Genomic DNA, 24,930 nt, shown 5'->3' on the forward strand with positions numbered 1-24,930 from the left:
GCACGGAAGAGGGAAGTCTGAAATGACAGACTTCCCTCAATTCAGGACATCGGAGATTCAGGACATCAGGCGTTAGAGCATGATCCGGAAAAGTGCGCAGCGGTTTTCCGAAAAGATCATGCTCAAACCATAACCTAAAGCGCGACGATTCATCCTGATCTCATCGCGCTTTAGTGCGTCAGCCGCTCCACCGCGATCGCGGTGGCTTCGCCGCCACCGATGCAGAGCGCCGCGACGCCGCGCTTGAGATTGTTGGCCTCGAGCGCATGCAGCAGCGTCACGATCAGCCGCGCGCCAGTGGCGCCGATGGGATGGCCGAGCGCGCACGCGCCGCCGTTGATGTTGAGCTTGTCGCGGGGAATGCCGAGGTCGCGCTGCGCCGCCATTGCCACCACGGCGAAGGCCTCGTTGATCTCGAACAGGTCGACGTCGGAGGCAGCCCAGCCGACCTTCTCGAGCAACTTGCGGATCGCCGGGATCGGCGCGGTGGTGAACCATTGCGGTTCCTGGCTGTGGGTAGCGTGGCCCTTGATCTCGGCGATGGCAGGCAGGCCATTGCGATCGGCCAGCGAGCGCTTGGTCAGCACCAGCGCGGCGGCGCCGTCGGCATTGGCGGAGGAGGCGGCCGGCGTGATGGTGCCGTTGGCGCGGAACGCCGGCTTCAGTCCCGGGATTTTTGCCGGATCCACCTTCAGCGGATGCTCGTCATTGGCGATGATGCGCGGGCCGGCCTTCTCGGCCAGCGTGATCGGCGCGATCTCGGCCTTGAAGGCGCCGTCCTCAACCGCCTTGCGGGCGCGGCTGAGCGTCTCCATCGCATAGGCGTCCTGGTCCTTGCGGGTGAACTGGTAGGCCTCGGCCGTGGCCTCGCCGAAATCGCCCATGGAGCGGCCGGTCTCGTAGGCGTCTTCGAGGCCGTCCATCATCATGTGGTCAATGATGCGGTCGTGCCCCGCGCGATAGCCGCCGCGGGCCTTGGCGAGCAGATATGGCGCGTTGCTCATGCTCTCCATGCCGCCGGAGACGACGATCTCGGCCGAGCCGGCGCGAATGATGTCGTGCGCCAGCATGGTCGCCTTCATGCCGGAGCCGCAGACCTTGTTCACGGTGGTGGCGCCGGTGGCATCGGGCAGACCGGCTGCACGCGCGGCCTGCCGCGCCGGCGCCTGGCCCTGGCCGGCCGGTAGCACGCAGCCCATGAAGACCTCATCGACCTTCTCCGGCGCAAGCTTGGCGCGCTCCAGCGCGGCGCCAATCACATGCGAGCCGAGCTTGTGCGCGGCAAGCGGCGACAGCTCGCCCATGAAGCGGCCGAGCGGGGTGCGGGCGGCGGAGACGATGACGACGGGATCGGCGGCTTCGGCCATGACAAAACTCCCTGGCGATGATGATTTAGATTATGATCATCATATGATGCGACGCAAAAAATGCAACCGCGCGAGGGATGAGAAAATGTCGTGGGTCGGATGAGATTTGGTCGTTCGATTGGGGGGGCGCGGTGGTCGTTCCGCATACCGCCGTCATCGCCCGCGAAGGCGGGCGATCCAGTACTCCGAGGCAGTCGTGATTGAGCCGACGGGCCGCGGCGTACTGGATGCCCCGCCTTCGCGGGGCATGACACCGCCTTTGGAGCGGTGACGGCTCACTACCGCAGGAAAACCTACCGCTTCCGGTTGACAAACGCCTGCATCAGCCGCGTCGGCTCGTCCGTCAGGAACGACTCACCAAAGACCTTGACGCTCAAATTCACCGATTCCGTCAGCGGCAATTCCTCCCATTGCCGCAGCAGCGCCTTCTGCGAGCGCAGCGCCTCCGGGCCGCATTCGAGCAGGGCATTCACCAGGTGCTCCACGGCGGCGTCCAGCCCACCTTCCGGTGCGACCTTATCAATTAGCCCCCACGCCAGCGCGGTTGGCGCGTCGATGTTCTCCGCCGTCATCACCAGCCAGCGCGCGCGGGCCCAGCCGATCAGGCGCGGCAACAGCGCCGCGTGGATCACCGAGGGGATGCCGACGCGCACCTCCGGCATGCCGAAATGCGCATCATGCGTGGCGATGCGGAAGTCGCAGGCGGCTGCGACCTCGAGCCCGCCGCCGAGGCACCAGCCGGGCATGCGCGCAATCACGGGGGCGGGGAACTGGCGCACGGCCTCGCACAGATCGCGCAGGCGGCTGATGAAGGCCTCAGCTGACTTCTGGTCGAGCTTGGCCATCTCCTTGATGTCGGCGCCCCCGATCATGCTCTTCTCGCTCTGGCCGCGCAGGACCAGGACGCGGATGCTGCGGTCGGACGAGAGCTGCTGCAGGCCTTCGTGCACCGCGTCGGTCACGGGCGAGCCCAGGATGTTGAGCGAGCCGGCGTTGCAGATCGCGACATGAACGACGCCGCGCGCATCGCGCGTCACTCCGCAGTGATTGTTGAGCATTTCCATCTTGGCATCTCGAAGGTTTCGTGGACAGGCGCGAGGCGCGCACGTCCGCATCACTTCCGGGCCGAAACGCCCTTCTTGTCAAGCGGGCAGGGCGGAGTTGCCAGTGCGAAGTCCGTGGCATAGTATGACGTGCATCATTCAAAGAGGCCGCCATGACCGAACTTGAGCAACTCGACCTGTTTTCGCCGGCGCAGCGGCGCGAGCGCGTGGTGGACTGGCAGGTGCCGGCGCCGGTTGCGAAAGTGGCGATGGGGCTGTCCGGCATGGACGCCATGCTGGGCATCCGTGATGGCCGGCTGCCGCCGCCGCCCTTCGCAAAGCTGATCGGCTTCGTCATGGCCGTGGTCGAACCGGGGCGGATCGTCATGGAACTGGAGCCGCGCGAGGATCTGGAAAATACCATCGGGCTGCTGCATGGCGCGACGGCGGCGGCGCTGATCGACACCGCCATGGGCTGCGCCATTTCGACACGTCTGGAGGCTGGCCAATCGTCCGTGACTCTCGACCTGAAGATGACGTTCCTCCGCCCGCTGTCGGTCCGGTCCGGGCTGATCTCGGCCGAAGGCAAGATCATCAAGCTGGGCCGCCAGACCAGCTACACCGAGGGTTTTGTGCGCGACGGCAAGGGCGCGCTCGCGGTCCATGCGACTGCAACCTTTTCGATGATCGGCAATGTCTAAACACGAATTAATGCACCGCCTGGTTCATTTCTGTGTTATGAGATGATCTTCGACATCCAATGAGATCCGCATGCGCTATTCCCGGGAACACAAGCAGGAAACCCACGACCGGATCGTGAAGAAGGCCTCGGTGCGGCTGCGCGAGAAGGGCGCCCATGGCATCGGCGTCGCCGATCTCATGAAGGAGGCGGGCCTGACCCATGGCGGCTTCTACGCGCATTTCGACTCCCGCGAGGCGCTGGTGATCGAGGCCTTCGCCTATGCCATGGACCGCTCGATGGAGCATTGGCGCAAGCAGTCCGATCAGGCCGCGCCGGAGAAGCAACTGGCCCAGATCGTCGAGACCTATCTCTCCGCGCTGCATCGCGACAATCCCGGCCATGGCTGCTCGATCCCCGCGCTCGGCGCCGAGATCGCTCGTGAGAGCCCGAAGACGCGCAAAGCCTTCGCCGGCAAGCTCGATGAGATGATCGAGATGATGACCAGCTACATCCAGAACCAGCCGCGCAAGGCAGCGCGCAAGCAGGCGATCGCGACGCTGGCGACGATGGCGGGCACCATGCTGCTGGCGCGCATCGCCGGCTCCAGCGAGCTGTCGGACGAGGTGCTGAAAGCGGGCAAGGACAGCGCGCTCGAGGGCGCGAAGCGCGAGCCGAAGGTGACGGCGCCGAAGAAAGCGAAGCAGAGCTAGGCCGAGATGCCGTAGGGTGGGCAAAGCGAAGCGTGCCCACGATTTCGTCGTTATCGGAGAGAGATGGTGGGCACGGCGCTTTGCGCCTTTGCCCACCCTGTGGACCGGTGCTATCGCCCCGCAAACAACGCCCGCTCGCGCTCCACGATCTCGCCGATGTAATCCGCAACCGCCCGGATCCGCGCGAGGTCCTTGCTGTCCGCGTGCATCAGCATCCAGAACGTCCGCGTGATCGAGATCTCCTCCGGCAGCACCGCCACGAGCTGCGGATAGTCGGCCGCCATGAAGTGCGGCAGCACCGCAATGCCGAAGCCGGCGAGGGTGGCATTGAGCTGCGCGATCAGATTGGCGCTGCGGAAGCGGGCCGAGATCCGCGGCGACACCTGCGGCAGATAGTCGAGCTCGGGCGTGAACAGCAGCTCCTCGATGTAGCCGACGAAACGATGCTGCGGCAGGTCCTGCCGCGAGGCGATTGTCGGGAAGCGGTCGAGATAGGCGGGCGCGGCGTAAAGCCCGAGGCGGTAATCCAGCAGCTTGCGGCCGACGATGCGGCCTTCCTTCGGCATGGTGAGGCTGATGGCGATATCGGCTTCGCGCTTGGAGAGGCTGAACAGCCGCGCGGTCGCCACAAGTTGCAGATCGAGGTCGGGATAGCGGTCCGCGAACGGCGCCAGCCGCGGCGCCAGGAATGCGGTGCCAAAGCCGTCGGGCGCGCCGATCCGCACCGTGCCGGTCAGCCGTGCCACGGAGCCGCCGACCTGCTCCTGGTTGGCGACGATGGTCGATTCCATCGCTTCCGCGCTGTCAGCGACGCGCTGGCCGGCCTCGGTCAGGAGGTAGCCGGTCTTGCGCCGGTCGAACAGCTTGGCCGAGAGGTGCTTTTCCAGGCGGTCGACGCGGCGGATCACGGTTGCATGATCGACGCCGAGCTGTTTTGCCGCAGCCGACACCGAGCCGCCCCGCACGATGGCCAGCACGAAGCGAAAGTCGTCCCAGTCGATGCTACCTTGATCCAGCATTTTCGCACATCTATGGTGCAATATCTCAGACTTGAATCCTATAAAATGCAGGTCAATAGGATTTGTCAAAGCGTTCAAGCTCGCCCTCAAGGAGATCATTCCATGCGTTCAGTCGGACATTTCATCGGTGGCAAGGAAGTGAAGGGCACCTCCGGCCGCACCGCCGACGTCTTCGAGCCGATGACCGGTGACGTCCAGGCCAAGGTCGCGCTTGGCGTCCAAGGCCGAGGTCCGCGCCGCCGTCGAGAACGCGCGCGCAGCGCAGCCCGAGTGGGCCGCGACCAACCCGCAGCGCCGCGCCCGCGTCATGATGAAATTCGTCGAGCTGGTGCAGCGCGATTACGACAAGCTCGCCGAGCTTCTCGCCCGCGAGCACGGCAAGACCGTTCCCGATGCGAAGGGTGACATCCAGCGCGGCCTCGAGGTCGCGGAATTCGCCTGCGGCATCCCGCACCTGATGAAGGGCGAGTACACCGAGGGCGCAGGCCCCGGCATCGACATCTACTCCATGCGCCAGCCGCTCGGCGTCGTTGCCGGCATCACGCCGTTCAACTTCCCGGCGATGATCCCGATGTGGAAGTTCGCGCCCGCCATCGCCTGCGGCAATGCCTTCATCCTCAAGCCGTCGGAACGCGATCCTGGCGTGCCGATGCTGCTCGCCGAGCTGATGATCGAGGCGGGCCTGCCGGCCGGCATCCTCAACGTCGTCAACGGCGACAAGGAAGCGGTCGACGCCATCCTCGATGACCCCGATATCAAGGCCGTCGGATTCGTCGGCTCGACGCCAATCGCGCAGTACATCTATGAGCGCGCGGCCCAGACCGGCAAGCGCTGCCAGTGCTTTGGCGGCGCCAAGAACCACGCCATCGTCATGCCCGACGCCGATATGGACCAGGCCGTGGACGCGCTGATCGGTGCCGGCTACGGCTCGGCCGGCGAGCGCTGCATGGCCGTCTCCGTCGCGGTGCCCGTCGGCAAGGCCACCGCGGATCGCTTGATGGAAAAGCTGATCCCGCGCGTCGAGTCCTTGAAGATCGGCACCTCGATCGATCCGTCGGCCGATTATGGTCCGCTGGTCACGCGTGACGCGGTCGAGAAGGTCAAGAGCTACATCGACATCGGCATCAAGGAAGGCGCGACGCTCGCCGTCGACGGCCGCGGCTTCAAGATGCAGGGCTACGAGAACGGCTTCTATCTCGGCGGTTCGCTGTTCGACAACGTCACCAAGGACATGCGGATCTACAAGGAAGAGATTTTTGGCCCGGTGCTCTCGGTCGTGCGCGCGCACGACTACAAGGAAGCGCTGGCGCTGCCGTCCGAGCATGATTACGGCAACGGCGTTGCCATCTTCACCCGCGACGGCGACGCCGCCCGCGACTTTGCGGCCAAGGTGAATGTCGGCATGGTCGGCATCAATGTGCCGATCCCGGTGCCGATCGCCTATTACACCTTCGGCGGCTGGAAGAAGTCCGGCTTCGGCGATCTCAATCAGCACGGCCCGGACTCGGTCCGCTTCTACACCAAGACCAAGACGGTGACCTCGCGCTGGCCGTCCGGCGTCAAGGAAGGCGCGGAGTTCTCGATCCCGCTGATGAAGTAGGGCTGTTGCCCAGCCCGTCATTGCGAGCGCAGCGAAGCAATCCAGAATCTTTCCGCAGAGGCAGCCTGGATTGCTTCGTCGCTTCGCTCCTCGCAATGACGAGGAAGGTGAGGAGCCCAGCATGCAGTTCGCTCTGAACGAGGATCAGGTCGCGGTTCGCGAGATGGCGCTGGCGTTTGCGGCGGAGAAGATCGCGCCGCACGCGCTGCGCTGGGACGAGGAGAAGCACTTTCCCGTCGACGTGATGCGCGAGGCAGCAAGCCTCGGCATGGGCGGCATCTACATCCGCGACGATGTCGGCGGCTCCGCCATGAGTCGGTTCGACGCGGCGCTGATCTTCGAGGCGCTGGCGACGGGATGCCCGACCACCTCGGCCTTCATCTCCATCCACAACATGGCAAGCTGGATGATCGATGCCTACGGCAGCGACACCCAGCGCCACCAATGGCTGCCGAAGCTGTGCAGCATGGAGCTGATCGCAAGCTACTGCCTGACCGAGCCGGGCGCCGGCTCGGACGCGGCGGCGCTTCGCACCCGCGCCGTGCGCGACGGCGATCATTACGTCCTCAACGGCCAGAAGCAGTTCATCTCCGGCGCAGGCGGCACTGATCTGCTGGTCGCCATGGTTCGCACCGGTGGCGACGGCCCCGGCGGCATCTCGACCCTCGTCATCGATGGCAAGACGCCGGGCGTGTCCTTCGGCGCCAATGAGCGCAAGATGGGCTGGAACGCGCAGCCGACCTGCGCGGTGATGTTCGAGAACGCTCGTATCCCGGTCGCCAATCGGCTCAGCGAAGAGGGCGTCGGCTTCAAGATCGCGATGGCGGGCCTCGACGGCGGCCGCCTCAACATCACGGCGTGTTCTCTGGGTGGCGCCCAAACTGCGCTGGACAAGGCGCGCGCCTACATGAAGGAGCGCAAGGCCTTTGGAAAGCGCCTCGACGAATTCCAGGCGTTGCAATTCCGCCTTGCCGACATGGCGATCGAACTCGAGGCCGCGCGCACGTTCCTGTGGCGCGCTGCGGCGGCGCTGGACCGCAAGGACCCCGACGCCACCATGCTGTGCGCGATGGCGAAACGCTTCGGCACCGATGTCGGTTTCGAGGTCGCCAACCACGCGCTGCAGCTTCACGGCGGCTACGGCTATCTCAGCGAATACGGCATCGAGAAGATCGTGCGCGATCTGCGCGTGCACCAGATCCTCGAAGGCACCAATGAAATCATGCGGCTCATCGTGGCGCGCAAACTGATCGAGGGCGCGCGATGAGTGCAGTGGAGGAGGGCGATCTCATCGTTCGCCGCGAGGGCGCGGCGGGCGTGATCCGGCTCAACCGCCCGAAGGCGATCAACGCGATGACGCTGGAGATGTCCGAGGGCATCGACGCGGCGCTCGATAGGTTCGAGACTGATCCTGAAGTCGCAGTGATCATCCTCGAAGGCTCCGGCGAGCGCGGCCTCTGTGCCGGCGGCGACATCCGCGGCCTCTGGGAGAGCTCGCGCGAAGGCGGCGATCTCGGCGCGCGGTTCTGGCGCCAGGAATACGTCATGAATGCGCGGATCGCGAAATACCCGAAGCCGTATGTCGCGTTCATGGACGGCCTCGTGATGGGCGGCGGCGTCGGGCTGTCGGGCCATGCTAGCCATCGTGTCGTCACCGATCGCACCAAGCTGGCAATGCCCGAGGTCGGGCTCGGCTTCTTCCCCGATGTCGGCGGCACCTGGTTGCTGTCGCGCTCGCCCGGCGAGATCGGCACCTATTTTGGCCTGACCGGCCAGACCATGAACGGCCCCGATGCGATCCACGCCAAATTTGCGGACGCCGTGGTGCTGGCCGCCAAGTGGCCGGAGCTGCGCGAGGCGCTGACCAAGGTTCGCCGGGGCGCGACGGCTGCCGACGTCACCAAGCTCATCAACGGTTTTGCGACCGGCGAGACTGCGGGGCCGGTCGCCGCCAAGGAGCCGATCATTGACGCGCTGTTCGGCTTCGATCGCATGGAAGACATTTTTGCCGCGCTCAAGCGCGACGGTTCGGAGTTTGCGCTGGCCACGCTGAAGACGCTCAACGAAAAATCGCCGCGCGGGATGGTAGTGACGCTGAAGCTCTTGCGGCTCGCGCGTACAGCGTCGAGCCTGGAGGAGTGCTTGGTGCGCGAATATCGCGCCGCATGCGAGGTCTTCCGCAGCGACGATTTCCGCGAGGGCGTGCGCGCCGCCGTGATCGACAAGGACCGCAATCCGACCTGGTCGCCGCCGCGGATCGAGGATGTCACGCAAGAGATGCTGGCGCCGTATCTCGCCGAGATCGGCACTGATGAGCTGAAGTTTAACTAACAACGCGACAGCGGAGGAAACGACAATGACCACGATCGCATTCATCGGTCTCGGCAACATGGGCGGCCCAATGGCGGCCAACCTCGTCAAGGCCGGCCACAAGGTGGTGGCGTTCGACCTGGTCGAGGCCTCCCGCAACCAGGCAAAGGCTGACGGCGCCGGCATCGCCGACAGCGCGGCCGGAGCCGTGAAGGGCGCCGATGTCGTCGTCACCATGCTCCCCGCAGGTAAGCACGTGCTCGGCGTCTGGAACGAGGTCGTTCCTGCCATGACCAAGGGCGCGCTGATCATCGACAGCTCCACCATCGACGTCGAGAGCGCGCGGCAGGCGCATGCGCTCGCCGCCAAGAACGGCGTGCTCTCGGTCGACGCGCCGGTCTCCGGCGGCACCGGCGGCGCCAAGGGCGCGACGCTGACCTTCATGTGCGGCGGCGAGGAGGGCGCGTTCGCGGCGGCAAAGCCCGTGCTGGAGAAGATGGGCAAGAAGATCGTCCATTGCGGCGGCGCCGGCGCGGGGCAGGCCGCCAAGATCTGCAACAACATGATCCTCGGCATTTCCATGATCGCGGTGAGCGAGGCATTTGCGCTCGGCGAAAAGCTGGGCCTCTCGCACCAGGCGCTGTTCGACGTTGCCTCGACCTCGTCGGGCCAGTGCTGGTCGCTGACGACCTATTGCCCGGTTCCGGGCCCGGTGCCGACCTCGCCGGCGAACAACGACTACAAGCCGGGCTTTGCCTCGGCGCTAATGGTGAAGGACCTGACCCTGGCGCAGGACGCTGCCAAGGCCGCGGGCGCCGCGACGCCGCTCGGCAAGCATGCGCAGGAGATCTATCAGTCTTTCGACGCAGCCGGCCAGGGCGGGGTGGATTTTTCCGGAATTATCAAGCACGTTCGCAGCCTCGCTGGAAAATAGCGAGGCTTTGCCCGTAGCCCGGATGGAGCGAAGCGAAATCCGGGACGGTTCCCTCGAATGGCGCGACCGGCCCCGGATTGCGCTTCGCTCCATCCGGGCTACGCTCGAAGATCAATTCGACGGGCCCGGACCATGACGACATTTCAGGAAGCGCGCGCGTTTCTGCTTCATAACCGCACGGATTACGAGACAGCGGTCAAAGGCTTCCGCTGGCCCGATCCAGTTCCCTTCAACTGGGCGCTCGACTGGTTCGACGAGCTCGCGAAGGATGCCGACGCCAAGGATCGCCCCGCGCTCTGGATCGTCGATGCCGCGCAGGACAAGCAGACCAAGCTGTCCTTCGCGGCGCTCTCGCAGCGCTCCAACCAGGTCGCGAATTTCCTCCGCGCGCAGGGTTTGAGGCGCGGCGATCATCTCCTGCTGCTGCTCGGCAATGTGGTTCCGTTGTGGGAGACGATGCTGGCGGCGATCAAGCTCGGCGTCGTCGTGATTCCCGCAACCACGCTGCTCACCGCCGAAGAACTGCGCGATCGGCTCGATCGCGGCAAGGCCAAGGCGGTGGTGGCGGCCGAAGATCAGGTCGCGAAATTCGCAAGCCTTGGCGCCGAGAATGTCGTGCGCATCGTGGTCGGCGCTGCCTCGGATGGCTGGCTTGCCTATGACGAGGCGGCGAAAGCGCCCGAGAGTTTTACGCCCGACGGCCCGACCAACGCCGACGACCCGATGCTGCTCTATTTCACCTCGGGCACCACAGCAAAGCCAAAGCTCGTGCGGCACAGCCAGCGCAGCTATCCGGTCGGGCATCTCTCCACCATGTACTGGATCGGGCTCAAGCCCGGCGACGTCCATCTCAACATCTCGTCACCCGGCTGGGCCAAGCACGCCTGGAGCTGCTTCTTCGCGCCGTGGAATGCGGGCGCCACCGTGTTCGTGGTCAACCAGCCGCGTTTCGATGCCAAAGGACTGCTCGCCACCATCGGCCGCTGCGGCGTCACCACGCTGTGCGCGCCGCCGACGGTGTGGCGGCTGTTCATCCAGGAGAACCTGGCCTCGTTCAAGGTGACCCTTCGCGAAGTCTGCGGCGCAGGCGAGCCGCTCAATCCTGAAGTGATCGACCAGGTGCAGGCGGCCTGGGGCCTCACCATCCGCGACGGCTACGGCCAGACCGAAACCACCGCGCTTGCCGGCAACTCGCCGGGGCAGCCTATCAAGGTCGGCTCGATGGGCCGCCCGCTGCCCGGCTATCGCGTGCAGGTCAGCGATGCCGACGGCCATCCTGCCCGGGAGGGCGAGGTAGCGCTGCTGCTCGGCGCGGACCGTCCGGCCGGCCTGATGCAGGGCTATCAGGGCGACGACGGCAAGCTCTCGGGCGCCGAGGGCGAGCTCTATCGCAGCGGCGACGTCGTCTTCGCTGACGAGGACGGCTATCTCACTTTCGTCGGCCGCTCCGACGACGTGTTCAAATCGTCCGACTATCGCATCAGCCCGTTCGAGCTGGAGAGTGTGCTGCTCGAGCATGAGCTCGTCGCCGAAGCCGCGGTGGTGCCGAGCCCGGACCCGATCCGGCTCGCGATCCCCAAGGCTTTCGTGCTGCTGACGTCGGACGCGGAGCGAACACCGGAGACGGCGCTCTCGATCTTCCAGCACCTGCACACGCGCCTTGCGCCGTTCAAGCGCATCCGCCGGCTAGAAATCGTCACCGAGTTGCCGAAGACGATCTCTGGAAAAATCCGCCGCGTGCAGCTACGACGGCTCGAACGCGACGATGATCGCAATGATCCGCTACGCGGCCGGGAATTCCGCGAGGAGGATTTTCCGGAGCTGCCGAAAACACGGGGCGAAACTTAAGTGAGATTTCGTCATTCCGGGGCGCGCGAAGCGCGAGCCCGGAATCCATTTCGCACCAGGTTCTGCGGCGCGACGGATTCCGGGCTCGATGCTCCGCATCGCCCCGGAATGACGGCATGAGGAGCTAGTAATGAACGAAGTCTGGAAGAAGCCGCCGATTACGCTGGAGGCCTATCAGGCCATGGTCGGCAAGGAGATCGGCGTATCGTCATGGCACCTGGTCGATCAACCCCGCATCGACACCTATGCCGACGTGATCGAGGATCACCAGTTCATCCATGTCGATCCGGAGCGCGCCAAGAAGGAGACCGCGTTCGGCACCACCATCGCGCACGGTTTCCTCACGATGTCGCTGCTGTCGATCATGTCCTACGAGGTGATGCCTGTGATCGCGGGCACCACGATGGGCGTGAACTACGGTTTCGACAAGCTGCGCTTCATCTCGCCGGTGCGCTCGGGCAAGCGCGTCCGCGGCCGTTTCGTGCTAGCGGAAGCCAAGCTGCGCAAGCCCAATGAGCTCCAGTCCCGCACCAACGTGACGGTCGAGATCGAAGGCGAGGACAAGCCGGCGCTGGTCGCTGACTGGCTCGGCCTGATCTATTTCGCCTGACTTGAGGCGTCGTTGCCGGGCTTGACCCGGCAACCCATCGCTGCTCAAAAGCTGCATAATCCACGCTCGGTGCGCCCTCTCCCCCTGCGGGAGAGGGTGGCGAAATCGAGCGGAGCGAGATGAAGCCGGGTGAGTCCACTCGCTCATCTGCCGAGACAACCCCTCATCCGGCGCTTCGCGCCACCTTCTCCCGCAAGGGGAGAAGGAAGAAAGGAAGCACAATGGCAATCAGGTTCGACGGACGCGTCGCCATCGTCACCGGCGCGGGCAATGGTCTCGGCAGGGCGCATGCGCTGGCGCTCGCCAGCCGCGGCGCAAAGGTCGTGGTCAACGATTTCGGCGGCGCGCGTGACGGCACCGGGGGCTCGCTCTCGCCGGCGGAAGCCGTGGTCGAGGAGATCCGCAAAGCCGGCGGCACCGCGATGGCCGACGGCGCCGACGTCTCGAACTTCGAGCAGGTCACCGCGATGGTCGAGCGCGCCACCAAGGAGTGGGGCAGCGTCGACCTGATGTGCGCCAATGCCGGCATCCTGCGCGACAAGTCGTTCGGCAAGATGGAAGCGGCCGATTTCCAGAAGGTGCTTGACGTGCACCTCGTCGGCACGTTCTATTGCTGCAAGGCGGCCTGGGCCGGCATGCGCGACCGCAACTACGGCCGGATCGTGCTGACGACCTCGTCCTCCGGCCTCTACGGCAATTTCGGCCAGGCCAATTACGGCGCGGCGAAATCCGGCATGGTCGGCCTGATGAACGTGCTCGCTGAGGAAGGCCGCAAGAACAACATCCGCGTCAACATCATCTCGCCGACCGCGGCGACCCGCATGACCGAAGAGCTGCTGCCGCCGCAGGCGCTGCAGCTGATGAAGCCGAACGCGATCACGCCCGCGGTCGAGTACATGCTGAGCGAGGACGCGCCGACCCGCACCATCATGGGCGCCGGTGCCGGCTCCTTCGCCGTGATCAGGATCATCGAGAGCGAAGGCATCAACCTGCCGGAGTCCGAGTGGACGCCCGATGCGATCGCCGCGCATTTCGCGGAGATCAGCGACATGTCGAAGGCCAGGGCGTTGCAGGGCGCGTTCGAGCAGACGCAGAAATACGTGGCGCAAGCCGCGGCACGGGCGGGGATCAAGCTCTGACTGACGTCGCCGTCATCGGTGCCGGTCCCGCCGGGCTGATGGCGGCCGAGGTGCTGGCGCAGGACGGCGCCCGCGTCACCGTCTACGACGCGATGCCGTCAGCGGGCCGCAAATTCCTGATGGCAGGCCGGGGTGGGCTCAATCTCACGCACAGCGAACCGCTGCGGGAGTTCATGGCGCGCTATCGCGAGGCCGCGCCGGGGCTGCAAGCCGCAATCGAGGCCTTTCCGCCCGACGCGCTGCGCGCCTGGAGCGAAGCGCTGGGCGAGCCGACCTTCGTCGGCAGCAGCGGGCGGGTGTTTCCAAAGGCGTTCAAGGCCTCGCCCTTGCTGCGCGCTTGGCTGCGGCGGCTCGATAGCGCCGGCGTCCGGTTTGCCTTTCGGCATCGCTGGACCGGCTGGGATGCTGAGGGGCGGCTCCAGTTTCAAACACCTGACGGCACGGTCGCCATCGGGGCTGGCGCCACCGCCCTGGCCCTCGGCGGCGCAAGCTGGCCGCGGCTCGGATCGGACGGGGGCTGGGTCGATATCCTCGCGGCGAAAGGCATCGCTATCTCAAAGCTGCGGCCGGCCAATTCCGGCTTCACGGTCGCATGGTCCGAATTGTTCCGCGGCCGTTTCGAGGGCCAGCCGCTCAAGGGCGTGGCGCTGACGATCGGCGCGCACACCGTGCGCGGCGAGGCGATGATCACGCGCGGTGGCATCGAGGGCGGCGCGATCTACGCGCTGTCGGCCGAATTGCGCGAGGCGGTGTTGGGCCTCGGGCAGGCGAAGCTGACTATCGCATTGCGGCCGGACCTCGACGCCGCCGGGCTGACCACGCGCCTGTCAGGCACGCGCGGCAAGCAGTCCCTTGCAAACTTCCTGCGCAAGGCGGCGCAACTATCACCCGTCGGTATCGGCCTGATGCAGGAGGCAGCCATTGCGTCGGGGCGGCAACTGGCCTCGTTCTCGCCGCCGGAGCTTGCGCATCTGGTGAACGCGATTCCGGTTCAGCTCACCGGCGTCGCCCCGATCGACCGCGCCATCTCGACCGCCGGCGGGGTCGCTTTCGACGAGCTCGACGACCAGTTCATGCTGCGCAGAATACCCGGCGTGTTCGCCGCCGGCGAGATGCTGGATTGGGAAGCCCCGACCGGCGGCTATCTGCTGCAGGCGTCGTTCGCGACAGGGGCGGCCGCGGGCAGGGGGGTGCTAAGCTGGCTCAAGAAATCGTAGGGTGGGCAAAGGCGCGAAGCGCCGTGCCCACCATCTTTCGAAATTGCGACGAGAAGTCGTGGGCACGCTTCGCTTTGCCCACCCTACCGCAGCGCAGCCCTACCGCAGCTTCCCCCGCGCGGCGACCGGCAGGGTGCCGATGATCTCCTCGCCGCGCACCATCACCACCTCGTCCATCATGTTGACGACGACGCAGACGTGGTTCGGCACGATGCGGACGACGTCGCCGACGTTCGGGCGCGTATTGCTGCGGGAGAGGTCGAGGAAGCCGTGCTCCTCGGCGAACTTCGCGATTTTGGCTTCGGGGTGCTCCAGGATCAGGCCGTGGCCGTCGAGGCCGCCGGTGTCCGTGGTCAGCGTCTTCGAGCCGGCGTCAAGGATGCCGCGCTCGGGCGCGGCGCGGCTCACCACGGTCGAATAGATGTGCAGAGCACAGTCATCCCAGGTGGCCGAGCCGGCGGCGACCTGCATGCGGTCGTTGTAGATGTAGGTGCCGAAGCGGTGCTCGGTGCCGCCCTTGAGCTTGCCGAGGTTGACGAGGTTCGGCGTGCCGCCAGTCGAGACGATTTTGTCATCGAGCCCGTGCGCGCGCACGCCGGCGAGCGCTTCGTCGAAAAACTTCTGCGCATCGCCCCAGCCTGTCTCGGTCGGGTAGAGCATGAAGCCGGCAAATTCGAGCCCCTTCGACCCCGCGATCTCGTGTGCCAGCGCGATCGCTTCCGCGGGCGTCTCGACGCCCGCGCGCTTGCGGCCCGTGTCGCATTCGACCACCACCGAGAGCGGGCGGCCGGAAGCTGCGGCGCCTTCGGCAGGCCGGCCACCACGGTCGAATTGTCGGCGGCGACCGTCATGTTGGTCTTGGCATTCAGCGCGCCGAGCCGCGCCATCTTTTCCTCGCCCAGCAGATTGTAGCTGATCAGGATGTCGTCGATGCCGGCATTGGCCATGATCTCGGCCTCGCCGATCTTCTGGCAGGTGATACCCTTGGCGCCGGCCGCGACCTGCATCTTGGCGATGGTCGGGTTCTTGTGGGTCTTGATGTGCGGGCGATTGGCGACACCGGCATCATCGCAGGCCTTCTGGATGCGCGCGATGTTGCGCTCGACCTTGTCCATGTCGATGACGGCGCAGGGCGTGCCGTATTCGCGGGCGATCTTGGCGGCGAGGGGAGTGGTCATATGATCTCTCTATTTCCGGACCCGTAGGATGGGTTTCGCTGCGCTCTACCCATCCTACGATTCAGGCCTGCTCTATTTCTTCGCGAAGCATTTCCAGTTCGAGCCAGCGCTCTTCGGCGGCGGACAGTTCTTCATGCGCCTTGGCGATCGCAGCCGACGTGTCGTCGAATGTCTTGCGATCCTTGGCGTAGAGGTTGGGATCGTCGAGCACGCGCTGCAATTTTGCAATATCGGCCTGAAGCGTGTCCATCCTCTTCGGCAATGTTTCCAGCGCATGCTTCTCGTTGAAGCTGAGCTTGCGCTTGGGCGCGGACGACGGAGCAGGGGCGCGCTCCTCTTTCTTTTCTGCAACAGGCTGCGCCTTCGCCGTCTCGCGCTTTAGATCCGCGCCGCGCTGGCTCAGCATGTCGCTGTAGCCGCCGGCATATTCGATCCACTTGCCGTTGCCCTCGGGCGCGATCACGGAGGTGACGACGCGGTCGAGGAAGTCGCGGTCATGGCTGATCAGGATGACCGTGCCGTCGTAATCGCCGAGCATTTCCTCGAGCACGTCGAGCGTCTCCAGGTCGAGATCGTTGGTCGGCTCGTCCAGCACCAGGAGGTTCGACGGCTTGGCCAGCGCCCGCGCCAGCATCAGCCGGCCGCGCTCGCCGCCGGAGAGCACCTCCACCGGCGTACCGCGCTGCTCCTGGGCGAACAGGAAGTCCTTCATGTAGCCGACGACGTGCTTCGGCTTGCCGCCGACCATGATCTGATCGCCACGGCCACCGGTCAGCGCTTCGGCCAGCGTCGATTTGGGATCGAGGCTTTCGCGGTGCTGGTCGAGCGTGGCCGTCTCCAGATTGGCGCCGAGCCGCACGATGCCGGAATCAGGCTCCGCCGCGCCGGTGAGCAGGTTGACGAGCGTGGTCTTGCCGGCGCCGTTCGGGCCGATGACGCCGAGCCGGTCGCCGCGCTGGATGCGGGTCGAAAAGTTCTCGACGATCTTGCGCTCGCCATAGGCCTTGGTGATGCCCTTGGCCTCGATCACCAGCTTGCCGGATTGCTCGGCTTCCGCCGCGGCGAGACTGGCGGCGCCGGCGGTGCCGCGATAGTTGCGGCGCTGGTCGCGCAGCGCGTGCAGATTGGCGAGACGCTTGACGTTGCGCTTGCGCCGGCCGGAGACGCCGTGGCGCAGCCAGTGCTCCTCGTCCACGATCTTGCGGTCGAGCTTGTGCTGGTCGCGCTCTTCCTCGGCCAGCACCTCGTCGCGCCAGCTCTCGAACGAGGCAAAGCCGCGGTCGATCTGCTTGATCTTGCCGCGGTCGAGCCAGGCGGTCGAGCGCGACAGGTTGGTGAGGAAGCGGCGGTCGTGGCTGATGATCACCAGCGCGCTGCGGCGGCCGTCGAGCTCCTGCTCCAGCCATTCGATGGTGGCGAGATCGAGATGGTTGGTGGGCTCGTCCAGCAGCAGGATATCGGGCGAGGGCGCGAGCACGTAGGCCAGCGCCGCGCGGCGGGCCTCGCCGCCGGAGAGATTGTGCGGGTTCTCCTCGCCGGTGAGGCCGAGTTGCTCCAGCAGGTAGCGTGCCTGGTGCTGGTCGTCGCCGGGGGCGAGCCCAGACTCGACATAAGCGAGCGTGGTCTTGTGGTCGCCGAAATCCGGCTCCTGCGGCAGATAGCGCACAGTGGCTCCGGGCTGGACGAAACGCGTGCCGCTATCGGGCTCGATCTGGCCGGCCGCGATCTTCAGCAGTGTCGACTTGCCCGAACCGTTGCGGCCGATCAGGCAGACGCGCTCGGACGGCGCGACGTTGAGCTCGACGCCCGACAGCAGCGGCGTGCCGCCGAAGGTGAGCTTGATGTCTTTCAGTTGAATCAGCGGCGGCGCCATGATCAGCCTTGACTCAGATTCTGGCTCGTGGCGGCCGCGTCAGTGCGGCGGCGCTGGATCCGGCGCAGCGTCTGGTCGAGCGCCGAGAGGAAGGCGGAACGGTCGCGCGGCGCGAACGATCGCGGACCGCCGGTGACTTCGCCGGCCGAGCGCAGATCCGTCATCAGGTTGCGGAGCGCCAGCGTCATCCCGATCGATTCCTCGGTGAACGGTTTCCCGTTCGGCGCGATCACGTCGGCGCCCGCCTTGACGCAGCGGCTAGCGAGCGGAATGTCTGATGTCACGACCACGTCGCCGGGCTTTGCCCGCTCCGCGATCCAGTCGTCGGCCGCGTCCATGCCGGTGCCGGCGGCGATACGCTCGATCATCGGGTCCTGCGGCACGCGGATAAAGTTGCCGGCGACCACGCTCACAGGCACCTTATGCCGGAGCGCGACGCGATAAATCTCGTCCTTCACCGCACAGGCGTCGGCGTCGACATAGATGCGGGTGGGGGTGTCAGTCATTGGCCGCGTGGTACCCCATTCGGGCCCCAAAGGCGAGGGGATTGACCGCTGTTCCCGGGGGCCTACGATCGGCCCCGAAACAACAAAAACACAGGGAAGATGACCCCATGCCGAACCGGCTCGAAACCTGGCGCGTCGAGGCCTACAACACCGCAAAACAGTCCGAAAACAAGATGCATGACGATACGGTGGCGCGCCGCTTCGGCTTTTCCGGCGGGCTGGTCCCGGGCGTCGACGTCTTCGCCTACATGATGCACGTGCCGATCGCCCGCTGGGGCCGCGATTTCTTCTCCCGCGGGCTGGTCGAGGCCCGCTTCATCAAGCCGGTCTATGACGGCGAGACCGCCGATGTCGATGCGACCGAGCACAACGGCCTGCTCACGATCGAGGTCTTCAGCCGCACCGAGCTCTGCGCGACGGGGACGGCCTCGCTGCCGGCGGCTGCGCCTGTGGTGTCGCTGAAGGACTATGTGGCGGTGCCGGTCGTAGCCGAACGCAAGCCCGTCAGCCCCGCGACTTTCGAGACCGGCAAATGGCTCGGCACGATCCCGCGCCGCTGGGCCGGGCAGGACGCGGCCGATTATCTCGCCGACATCAGGGAGACCGACCCGGTCTTCGCGCGCGACGGGCTCGGCCACCCCGGCCTGATCCAGCGCGTGATGAACCGCGTGCTGGTGGACAACACGATTTTGGGCCCATGGATCCATGTCGGCAGCCGCATGCAGCTGCTGTCCGCCGCGCAAACGGGTGACGAGATCACCGCGCGGGCGAAAGTCACCGCGAATTACGAGAAGAAAGGCCACCGCTTCGTCGAGCTCGACGCGCTGGTCGTTGCCAACGGCACGACCCCGATTGCGCATTGCCAGCACACCGCGATCTACCAGCCGCGCGAGCAGGCGGTGGCCTGAATGCCAGTTGAGGTCTCCTTGCGTGCCCTCGTTTGTCTTGGAATAGCACTCCTTTTGTCGCTCTGTCGGCTTTGCGTTGTGCACGCCGCCGCGCCGGTGCCCGATCGTGTGTCACTCAGCGAGCAGACGACGACGTGGAGCACCGTCAAGTTCGCCGTCGATGCGGAGAATGGCTTTGTCAGCGGATCGCTCGACAAGAGCACGATCGTCGAACGCAATTTCAAATCCTACGTGCTTGAGAACCGATATCTGAAGGTAACGCTCGTGCCCGAATTCGGAGGGCGTATTCTTTCCATGGTCTACAAGCCGACCGGCCACGAGCAGCTTTATCGAACGGAAGTCGGAGTGCCCTACGGCATGAAGGCCGGAAATTTCTACTACGACTGGCTGATGGTGTACGGCGGAATCTTCCCAACGTTCCCGGATGCCGAGCATGGCAAGACGTGGCTGAAGCCGTGGGCTTTCCGGGTGGTGAAGGAGGGCACCGACGAAGTCACGATCGTGATGTCGTTCCAGGATGACTTCGACTATTCCGCGCGGCCCAGCAAGTTCAGGGGCGCGACCGGCATCGAGGCGAACTACTACGTTACGCTGAAGGCCGATCGTGCCGCACTCGATGCGCGCGTGGTGCTGAAGAATCCGAACGACAGGGCTGTTCAATACGAGTACTGGACGTGCACGACGCTCGCTCCGGGATCGGAGCCGAAAAATCTGAGGGCAACGGGCGGCGCCGAAATCATCGCGCCGATCCGAACTTACACGACGCCTGCCTGGTCGGCCAATCTGGCAGACGGCGACGAGAGCGCGGGTATGGACAGGCGGCGCTTCGAAAAGCTGCGCTACTTCAAGAACTGGCCAACGATGGGCATCGCCTATGCTGCACCAGATATGCAGGGCGGGAATTTCTGGGGCGTCATCAACCATGACAACGCAGAAGGCATTATTCGCATTGCGGACAATACCCTCACGCGGGGCTTGAAAATGTGGACGTGGGGGTTTCCTTCGCTGACCGGCGAAACCGATGCCCGGAAGGATCCGAACGAGTGGCGGCCCTACGTCGAATTATGGGCGGGCGTGTCGGACCAGTTTTTCCACAGCGCAGACTTTCCCGCACGCAGCGAGGTGTCGACTCCGGAAACCTACAGCCCAACCGTCGGCATGAGCAACGTGACGCATGCGAACGAGAAAATCCTGATCAATTTCTCGGCCGAGGCGTCTCGCGCCGTTCTCGAGTTCTTCAGCATCGAACCGGCCATCCCGTTGCTTGTCACGTTGAAACGAGGTGACACGACTGTGTTCAGCGGGGCCGTGAGCGCCGATCCGAGCAACGGAAATCGCATTGCGGCAGCGATTGCCGACGGCCGCAGCGGGGAAAAGATACGGCTTACGATCACGACCACCGAGGGAAAAGAGTTGATCGCCGCCGAAACGGCGATCAAGTGATCTCTTTCGAAATGCCGGTCGAAGCCGCCGGCGTTATCAGGAGCGCGGAACTCGCCTAGGCCGCCTTGCCTTTCGCATCCTGGATCGCGCGCCACACGCGCTCCGGGGTCAGCGGCATGTCGATGTGCTTGATGCCGTGGTCGGAGAGCGCATCGAGCACCGCGTTCACCACCGTCGACAGGCTGCCGGCGCAGCCGGCTTCGCCGCAGCCCTTGCTGCCGAGCGGATTGGTCGTGGCGGGCACAGGGTGATCGCCGACCGTCATGTTCGGCACGTCCTCGGCGCGGGGCAGGGCGTAGTCCATCAGCGAGCCCGTGATCGGCTGGCCGCTCTCGTCGTAGCGGATGTGCTCCATCAGCGCCTGGCCGATGCCCTGGACCACGCCGCCGTGGAGCTGGCCCGCGACCAGCAACGGGTTGATCACCGTGCCGAAATCGTTGACCGCGCTGTAGCGCACGATCTGCACCACCCCGGTGTCCGGATCGACCTCGACTTCAGCGACGTGGCAGCCGTTCGGGAAGGCCGACGGCACCGGCTCGCTGGTGTGGTCGACGTCGAGACTGTCAGGCACACCCTCCGGCACCTTGCCGTCATGCAGCTTCCTGGCGAGCTCCATGATGTCGATGCTGCGGTCGGTGCCGGCGATGGTGAAACTGCCGCCTTCGAATTCGATGTCGGCTTCGGACGCTTCCAGCATGTGCGCAGCGGCGCGCTTGCCCTTTTCGATGACGAGCTTGGCGGCGCCCACGATCGCCATGCCGCTTGCGGTGATCGAGCGCGATCCGCCGGTGCCGTTGCCGGTGTGGACGATGTCGCTGTCGCCCTGCACCAGCTTGACGTTCTCAAAGGGCACCCCGAGCTGGTCGCACAGCACCTGCGCGAACGGTGTGGCATGGCCCTGGCCGTAATCGAGCGTGCCGGTGATCAGCTGCACGGTGCCGTCAGGATCGAACACGATCTTGCCGAGCTCGACGCTCGGCGGCGCCGTGACCTCGAGATAGGAGCCGACCGCGATGCCGCGCAGCTTGCCGGCCTTCTTGCTCTCCTTCTTGCGCTTGGCGAAATTCTCGTGGTCGGAGATTTCGAGCGCCTTGTTGAACACGGCCTGGAAGTCGCCGCTGTCATAGGTGACGCCGGAGGAGGCGGGGAAGGGCATCTGGTTCGGCTTGATGAAGTTGCGCTTGCGCATCGTCAGGCGGTTGATGCCCATCTCGTCGGCGGCGCGGTCGATGAGCCGCTCCATGTAATAGTTCGCCTCGGGCCGGCCGGCGCCGCGATAGGCGCCCATCAGCGTGGTGTTGGTCAAGACCGTCTTGATGTCGATGCCCATCAGCGGCGTGCGGTAGACGCTTGAAAAATTCTTGCCGGTGTTGAGTGAGAGCGGCCCCGGCGCAACGCCGGTGATGTAGGCGCCCAGATTGCCGTAGCCGGACAGCTTTGCCGCGAGGAAATGGCCCTCGGCATCGAGCGCGAGCTCGGCGTGGATCTTCTGCGCGCGGCCGTGGCTGTCCGAGAGGAAGCTGGTCGAGCGCTCGTCCAGCCACTTCACCGGGCGGCCGAGCGCCTTCGCCGCGTACAGGATGCACATGTATTCGGGGTAGTTGACGTTCTTCATGCCGAAGGAGCCGCCGACATTGGCGGTGAGGATGCGCACCTTCTCGTTCGGCACCTTCAGGTTCTTGGCGAGGTTGGCGCGGTTGCCGGCAACGCCCTGCGTCGGCATCTGGATGGTGTAGCGCTCGGTTGTCTTGTCGTAGGAGGCGAGCCCCACGCGCGGCTCCATCGAGACGACGGCGACGCGGGTGTTCTCGATGTCGATCCTGGTGACATGGGCGGCGCTGGCGAAGGCGGCATTGACCTTGTCCATGTCGCCATAGTGGTAGTCGAGCGCGACGTTGTTCGGGATGTGGTCGTAAAGCTGCGGCGCGCCGGGCTGGGCCGCTTCCTCGGGATCGGTCACAGCGGGCAGCGGCTCGATATCGAGCTCGACTGCCTCGGCGGCATCGCGCGCCTGGGCCAGCGTGTCCGCCACCACGAAGGCGACGGGATCGCCGACGAAGCGGACCTTGTCGTCGCCAGCGGCTGGCGTTGGTCGTGGCAGGGGCGAGCCGTCGCGGCTCTTCAGCGGCAGGCCGCACGTGAAGGGGCCATAGCCGGCGGCATCGAGGTCGGTTCCGGCCCACACCCCGAGCACGCCCGGCATCGCCTTGGCGGCGTCGATGCCGATGCCGCGGATGACGCCATGGGCATGGGTCGAGCGGACGATCACGGCATAGGCCTGGCCGGGCAGGTTGAAATCGTCGGTATAGCGACCCTTGCCGCGCACCAGCGTGTCGTCTTCCTTGCGGCGGACCGGCTGCCCGACGCCGTATTTTTGCAGTGCAATAGCGTTTTCGAGCGTGGAGGATTTGGTGTGTTCTTGCATGGAAATGACCTGAAAAGCCGGCATTTGCGCGATTTCGCGGGGCGCCTGGAGGGGGCCGGACCCCCTTTCAGATAACCCACGGGCCCGTTCACGACAACGCACGAATGGGCATGGTCCTATGTGATGCGATGTTGCGCAGGCCGGCCGCGCTGCTAATGTTTCAGGCGAAAAAGCAATTCCGGATCGGCCCATGTGGTCGTGGAAAGACAGTTTGTATGAATGACCACACGCGGCTCCGCGACGGCCTTGTGCCGCACGGTGAGCTGGAGGGGTCGATGGCGGCGGTGGCGTTGGCCACCGAGCCTGCCGTCCCCGCGCAGGCCGCCGGAACCGGCGTCTACGCGGCGCTGGACCTCGGCACCAACAATTGCAGGCTGCTGATCGCCTGTCCGACCCAGGACGGCTTTCGCGTGGTCGATTCCTTCTCGCGCATCATCCGGCTCGGCGAGGGGGTCTCGGCGACCGGGTGCATCAGCGAGGCCGCGATCGAGCGTGCCATTGCCGCGCTCAGCATCTGCCGCGACAAGATCAATCTGCGCAAGGCGCGGCGGCTGCGGCTGATCGCGACCGAAGCCTGTCGCGCCGCCTCGAACGCGGAAGGGTTCCGCAGCCGCGTCGCGGCCGAGACCGGCATTGAGCTCGAGGTGATCGACCGCGAGACCGAGGCGGCGCTCGCCGTGCTCGGCTGCTCGCCGCTGGTCGATCCCAGGGGCAGGGGCGCGATCCTGTTCGATATCGGCGGCGGCTCGACTGAGCTGGTGCGGATCGAGCGCGATCCGCAAAATCCGGAACCGCGCATCAAAGCCTGGATGTCGATCCCGTACGGCGTGGTCACGCTGGCCGAACAATTCGGCGGCCGCGACGTGACGCCGGAGATCTACGCCGCGATGGAGCACGAGGTCGCGCAGCACGTCGCGCCGTTCGCGGAGCAGCACGGCCGCGACCTCACGGATATGCATCTGCTCGGCACCTCGGGCACGGTGACGACGCTCGCCGGCATTCATCTCAACCTGCCGCGCTACGATCGCCGCCGCATCGACAGTATCTGGATGAACGATGCCGACATCACCGCGACCATCAACAAGCTGCTCGGCATGAGCTACGAGGAGCGCGCCAACAACAGCTGCATCAGCGTCGAGCGCGCCGATCTCGTGCTGGCCGGCTGCGCATCCTCGATGCGATCAGGCGCGCTTTCCCGCTGCCGCGCCTGCGCGTCGCCGACCGGGGCCTGCGCGAGGGCATGCTGGTCGAGATGATGCGCGAGGACGGCGCGATTCGGAGCTGGTGAGATGGCGAAAGACACCACCGGCCGCTTGCACGTCCAGGTCAAGACCGGCGGCAAGCGCAAATTGTCGTCCAAGCTGTGGCTGGAGCGGCAGCTCAACGATCCCTATGTCGCGAAGGCCAAGGCGGCAGGCTATCGCTCGCGCGCCGCGTTCAAGCTGCTCGAGATCGACGACAAGTTCCGCCTGCTGAAATCAGGCATGGCCGTGGTCGATCTCGGCGCCGCGCCCGGCGGCTGGAGCCAGATCGCCGCCAAGCGCGTCGGCTCCGCGGAGGGCAAGGGCAAGGTGGTCGCCATCGACCTGCTGGAGATGCCGGAGATCGTCGGCGTCGACTTCGCCCAGCTCGATTTCATGGACAATGACGCACCCGACAAGCTCACCGCGATGCTTGGCGGCGGCGCCGATATCGTGATGTCCGACATGGCCGCCAACACCACCGGCCATCGCAAGACCGACCAGCTCCGCATCGTCGGCCTCGTCGAGACGGCGGCTGCCTTCGCCTGCGACGTGCTCAAGCCCGGTGGCACGTTCCTGGCAAAAACCTTCCAGAGCGGCGCCGACGCCGATCTGCTCGCCCAGCTCAAGCGCGACTTTGCGACGGTGCGTCACGTGAAGCCGGCGGCGAGCCGGCAGGATTCCTCGGAGCGCTACGTGCTCGCGACGGGATTTCGTGGGGCGGGCGGAGAGTAGCGGCCGAGACGCTTTGCGAGCGTCAGTGCCGCCCGTCTCACCTCATGTTATGTTAATAATATCATAATTCTGTAGCGATGCAACGCGATGATCCCGCCGCCGTGATCCGGTGGTAAGGCCAAAGCGTAAGCAACCACAAGTG

At 65.5% G+C, this 24,930-nt stretch carries 17 protein-coding genes and 4 pseudogenes; 14 read left to right on the plus strand and 7 right to left on the minus strand.

The genetic code is table 11. The features are described from left to right. Window positions 1-170 precede the first annotated feature (170 nt). Together FOM02_RS20775 and FOM02_RS20780 are read right to left on the minus strand one after the other, a co-directional pair. Window positions 171-1,367: an acetyl-CoA C-acyltransferase gene (locus FOM02_RS20775; RefSeq protein ID WP_027557433.1), complete on the minus strand. Its 1,197-nt coding sequence runs from the start codon at window positions 1,365-1,367 to the stop codon at window positions 171-173. A 293-nt stretch (window positions 1,368-1,660) separates the two neighbouring features. Then, window positions 1,661-2,431 carry an enoyl-CoA hydratase gene (locus FOM02_RS20780; protein WP_027557434.1) on the minus strand — a complete coding sequence of 257 codons (771 nt, stop codon included), beginning with the start codon at window positions 2,429-2,431 and terminating at the stop codon, window positions 1,661-1,663. Window positions 2,432-2,583: 152 nt separating this feature from the next. On the opposite strand from FOM02_RS20780, the gene FOM02_RS20785 reads away from it, so the two are divergent. Together FOM02_RS20785 and FOM02_RS20790 are read left to right on the plus strand one after the other, a co-directional pair. Further along, window positions 2,584-3,111, plus strand: a complete 528-nt coding sequence (locus tag FOM02_RS20785) for a PaaI family thioesterase (RefSeq protein ID WP_027557435.1) — start codon at window positions 2,584-2,586, stop codon at window positions 3,109-3,111. A 70-nt stretch (window positions 3,112-3,181) separates the two neighbouring features. Then, window positions 3,182-3,802 (plus strand): TetR/AcrR family transcriptional regulator, encoded by a 621-nt coding sequence (locus tag FOM02_RS20790; protein ID WP_027557436.1) that lies wholly within the window; start codon window positions 3,182-3,184, stop codon window positions 3,800-3,802. Between the two features lie 110 nt (window positions 3,803-3,912). On the opposite strand, the gene FOM02_RS20795 is transcribed toward FOM02_RS20790, so the two are convergent. Beyond that, window positions 3,913-4,821, minus strand: coding sequence for a LysR family transcriptional regulator (locus tag FOM02_RS20795; RefSeq protein WP_027557437.1), 909 nt, complete (start codon window positions 4,819-4,821; stop codon window positions 3,913-3,915). A 102-nt stretch (window positions 4,822-4,923) separates the two neighbouring features. Between FOM02_RS20795 and FOM02_RS20800 the strand changes: the two are divergent. The 8 genes and pseudogenes from FOM02_RS20800 to FOM02_RS20835 all read left to right on the plus strand — a co-directional run bounded on the left by FOM02_RS20800 (window position 4,924) and on the right by FOM02_RS20835 (window position 14,479). Continuing rightward, window positions 4,924-6,421 (plus strand): annotated as a pseudogene (locus FOM02_RS20800) (CoA-acylating methylmalonate-semialdehyde dehydrogenase). 121 nt (window positions 6,422-6,542) lie between these two features. Next, window positions 6,543-7,688, plus strand: coding sequence for an isobutyryl-CoA dehydrogenase (locus FOM02_RS20805; RefSeq protein WP_027557439.1), 1,146 nt, complete (start codon window positions 6,543-6,545; stop codon window positions 7,686-7,688). Further along, complete coding sequence (locus tag FOM02_RS20810; RefSeq protein WP_027557440.1) at window positions 7,685-8,752, plus strand: enoyl-CoA hydratase/isomerase family protein; 1,068 nt, start codon at window positions 7,685-7,687, stop codon at window positions 8,750-8,752. Before FOM02_RS20805 ends, FOM02_RS20810 begins: the two co-directional genes overlap by 4 nt. 19 nt (window positions 8,753-8,771) lie before the next feature. Beyond that, window positions 8,772-9,665: pseudogene (gene mmsB / locus FOM02_RS20815) on the plus strand (3-hydroxyisobutyrate dehydrogenase); the annotation flags it as partial. Window positions 9,666-9,797: 132 nt separating this feature from the next. Next, entirely contained in the window at window positions 9,798-11,513 is a 1,716-nt protein-coding gene (locus FOM02_RS20820) for an AMP-binding protein (RefSeq protein ID WP_027557442.1), read from the plus strand. Between the two features lie 130 nt (window positions 11,514-11,643). Next, window positions 11,644-12,123 carry a MaoC family dehydratase gene (locus tag FOM02_RS20825; RefSeq protein ID WP_027557443.1) on the plus strand — a complete coding sequence of 160 codons (480 nt, stop codon included), beginning with the start codon at window positions 11,644-11,646 and terminating at the stop codon, window positions 12,121-12,123. Window positions 12,124-12,344: 221 nt separating this feature from the next. Continuing rightward, the gene (locus FOM02_RS20830; protein ID WP_027557444.1) at window positions 12,345-13,262 is read left to right on the plus strand and encodes an SDR family NAD(P)-dependent oxidoreductase; all 918 of its coding nucleotides are present in this window, start codon (window positions 12,345-12,347) and stop codon (window positions 13,260-13,262) included. Continuing rightward, window positions 13,259-14,479 (plus strand): NAD(P)/FAD-dependent oxidoreductase, encoded by a 1,221-nt coding sequence (locus FOM02_RS20835; RefSeq protein ID WP_084334165.1) that lies wholly within the window; start codon window positions 13,259-13,261, stop codon window positions 14,477-14,479. The genes FOM02_RS20830 and FOM02_RS20835 overlap by 4 nt, the downstream gene beginning before the upstream one ends. A gap of 99 nt (window positions 14,480-14,578) precedes the next feature. Here FOM02_RS20835 and FOM02_RS20840 read toward each other — a convergent pair. The 3 genes and pseudogenes from FOM02_RS20840 to FOM02_RS20850 all read right to left on the minus strand — a co-directional run bounded on the left by FOM02_RS20840 (window position 14,579) and on the right by FOM02_RS20850 (window position 18,036). Beyond that, a pseudogene (locus FOM02_RS20840) lies at window positions 14,579-15,657 on the minus strand (D-TA family PLP-dependent enzyme). A gap of 61 nt (window positions 15,658-15,718) precedes the next feature. Further along, window positions 15,719-17,530 (minus strand): ABC-F family ATP-binding cassette domain-containing protein, encoded by a 1,812-nt coding sequence (locus FOM02_RS20845; RefSeq protein WP_027557447.1) that lies wholly within the window; start codon window positions 17,528-17,530, stop codon window positions 15,719-15,721. A gap of 2 nt (window positions 17,531-17,532) precedes the next feature. Beyond that, entirely contained in the window at window positions 17,533-18,036 is a 504-nt protein-coding gene (locus tag FOM02_RS20850; protein WP_265442106.1) for a YaiI/YqxD family protein, read from the minus strand. A 107-nt stretch (window positions 18,037-18,143) separates the two neighbouring features. Between FOM02_RS20850 and FOM02_RS20855 the strand changes: the two genes are divergently transcribed. Then, complete coding sequence (locus FOM02_RS20855) at window positions 18,144-18,944, plus strand: hypothetical protein (RefSeq protein WP_027557449.1); 801 nt, start codon at window positions 18,144-18,146, stop codon at window positions 18,942-18,944. Then, the gene (locus FOM02_RS20860) at window positions 18,945-20,387 is read left to right on the plus strand and encodes a DUF5107 domain-containing protein (RefSeq protein ID WP_084334115.1); all 1,443 of its coding nucleotides are present in this window, start codon (window positions 18,945-18,947) and stop codon (window positions 20,385-20,387) included. It abuts the gene before it with no gap. Between the two features lie 55 nt (window positions 20,388-20,442). On the opposite strand, the gene FOM02_RS20865 is transcribed toward FOM02_RS20860, so the two are convergent. Further along, window positions 20,443-22,812 (minus strand): xanthine dehydrogenase family protein molybdopterin-binding subunit, encoded by a 2,370-nt coding sequence (locus FOM02_RS20865; RefSeq protein WP_265442107.1) that lies wholly within the window; start codon window positions 22,810-22,812, stop codon window positions 20,443-20,445. 215 nt (window positions 22,813-23,027) lie between these two features. Between FOM02_RS20865 and FOM02_RS20870 the strand changes: the two are divergent. Both FOM02_RS20870 and FOM02_RS20875 read left to right on the plus strand, forming a co-directional pair. Then, a pseudogene (locus FOM02_RS20870) lies at window positions 23,028-24,100 on the plus strand (Ppx/GppA phosphatase family protein). Window position 24,101: 1 nt separating this feature from the next. Next, window positions 24,102-24,788, plus strand: a complete 687-nt coding sequence (locus tag FOM02_RS20875) for an RlmE family RNA methyltransferase (RefSeq protein ID WP_027557452.1) — start codon at window positions 24,102-24,104, stop codon at window positions 24,786-24,788. The last annotated feature ends 142 nt before the right edge of the window (window positions 24,789-24,930 follow it).

Origin of the sequence: Bradyrhizobium sp. SEMIA, assembly GCF_014844175.1 — a bacterium.
Taxonomy (GTDB): domain Bacteria; phylum Pseudomonadota; class Alphaproteobacteria; order Rhizobiales; family Xanthobacteraceae; genus Bradyrhizobium; species Bradyrhizobium arachidis.

Coding starts and splice junctions, on each gene's coding strand:
- FOM02_RS20775 (WP_027557433.1), bottom strand. CDS start 1,367: ATGGCCGAAGCCGCCGATCCCGTCGTCATCGTCTCCGCCGCCCGCACC.
- FOM02_RS20780 (WP_027557434.1), bottom strand. CDS start 2,431: ATGGAAATGCTCAACAATCACTGCGGAGTGACGCGCGATGCGCGCGGC.
- FOM02_RS20785 (WP_027557435.1), top strand. CDS start 2,584: ATGACCGAACTTGAGCAACTCGACCTGTTTTCGCCGGCGCAGCGGCGC.
- FOM02_RS20790 (WP_027557436.1), top strand. CDS start 3,182: ATGCGCTATTCCCGGGAACACAAGCAGGAAACCCACGACCGGATCGTG.
- FOM02_RS20795 (WP_027557437.1), bottom strand. CDS start 4,821: ATGCTGGATCAAGGTAGCATCGACTGGGACGACTTTCGCTTCGTGCTG.
- FOM02_RS20805 (WP_027557439.1), top strand. CDS start 6,543: ATGCAGTTCGCTCTGAACGAGGATCAGGTCGCGGTTCGCGAGATGGCG.
- FOM02_RS20810 (WP_027557440.1), top strand. CDS start 7,685: ATGAGTGCAGTGGAGGAGGGCGATCTCATCGTTCGCCGCGAGGGCGCG.
- FOM02_RS20820 (WP_027557442.1), top strand. CDS start 9,798: ATGACGACATTTCAGGAAGCGCGCGCGTTTCTGCTTCATAACCGCACG.
- FOM02_RS20825 (WP_027557443.1), top strand. CDS start 11,644: ATGAACGAAGTCTGGAAGAAGCCGCCGATTACGCTGGAGGCCTATCAG.
- FOM02_RS20830 (WP_027557444.1), top strand. CDS start 12,345: ATGGCAATCAGGTTCGACGGACGCGTCGCCATCGTCACCGGCGCGGGC.
- FOM02_RS20845 (WP_027557447.1), bottom strand. CDS start 17,530: ATGGCGCCGCCGCTGATTCAACTGAAAGACATCAAGCTCACCTTCGGC.
- FOM02_RS20850 (WP_265442106.1), bottom strand. CDS start 18,036: ATGACTGACACCCCCACCCGCATCTATGTCGACGCCGACGCCTGTGCG.
- FOM02_RS20855 (WP_027557449.1), top strand. CDS start 18,144: ATGCCGAACCGGCTCGAAACCTGGCGCGTCGAGGCCTACAACACCGCA.
- FOM02_RS20860 (WP_084334115.1), top strand. CDS start 18,945: ATGCCAGTTGAGGTCTCCTTGCGTGCCCTCGTTTGTCTTGGAATAGCA.
- FOM02_RS20865 (WP_265442107.1), bottom strand. CDS start 22,812: ATGCAAGAACACACCAAATCCTCCACGCTCGAAAACGCTATTGCACTG.
- FOM02_RS20875 (WP_027557452.1), top strand. CDS start 24,102: ATGGCGAAAGACACCACCGGCCGCTTGCACGTCCAGGTCAAGACCGGC.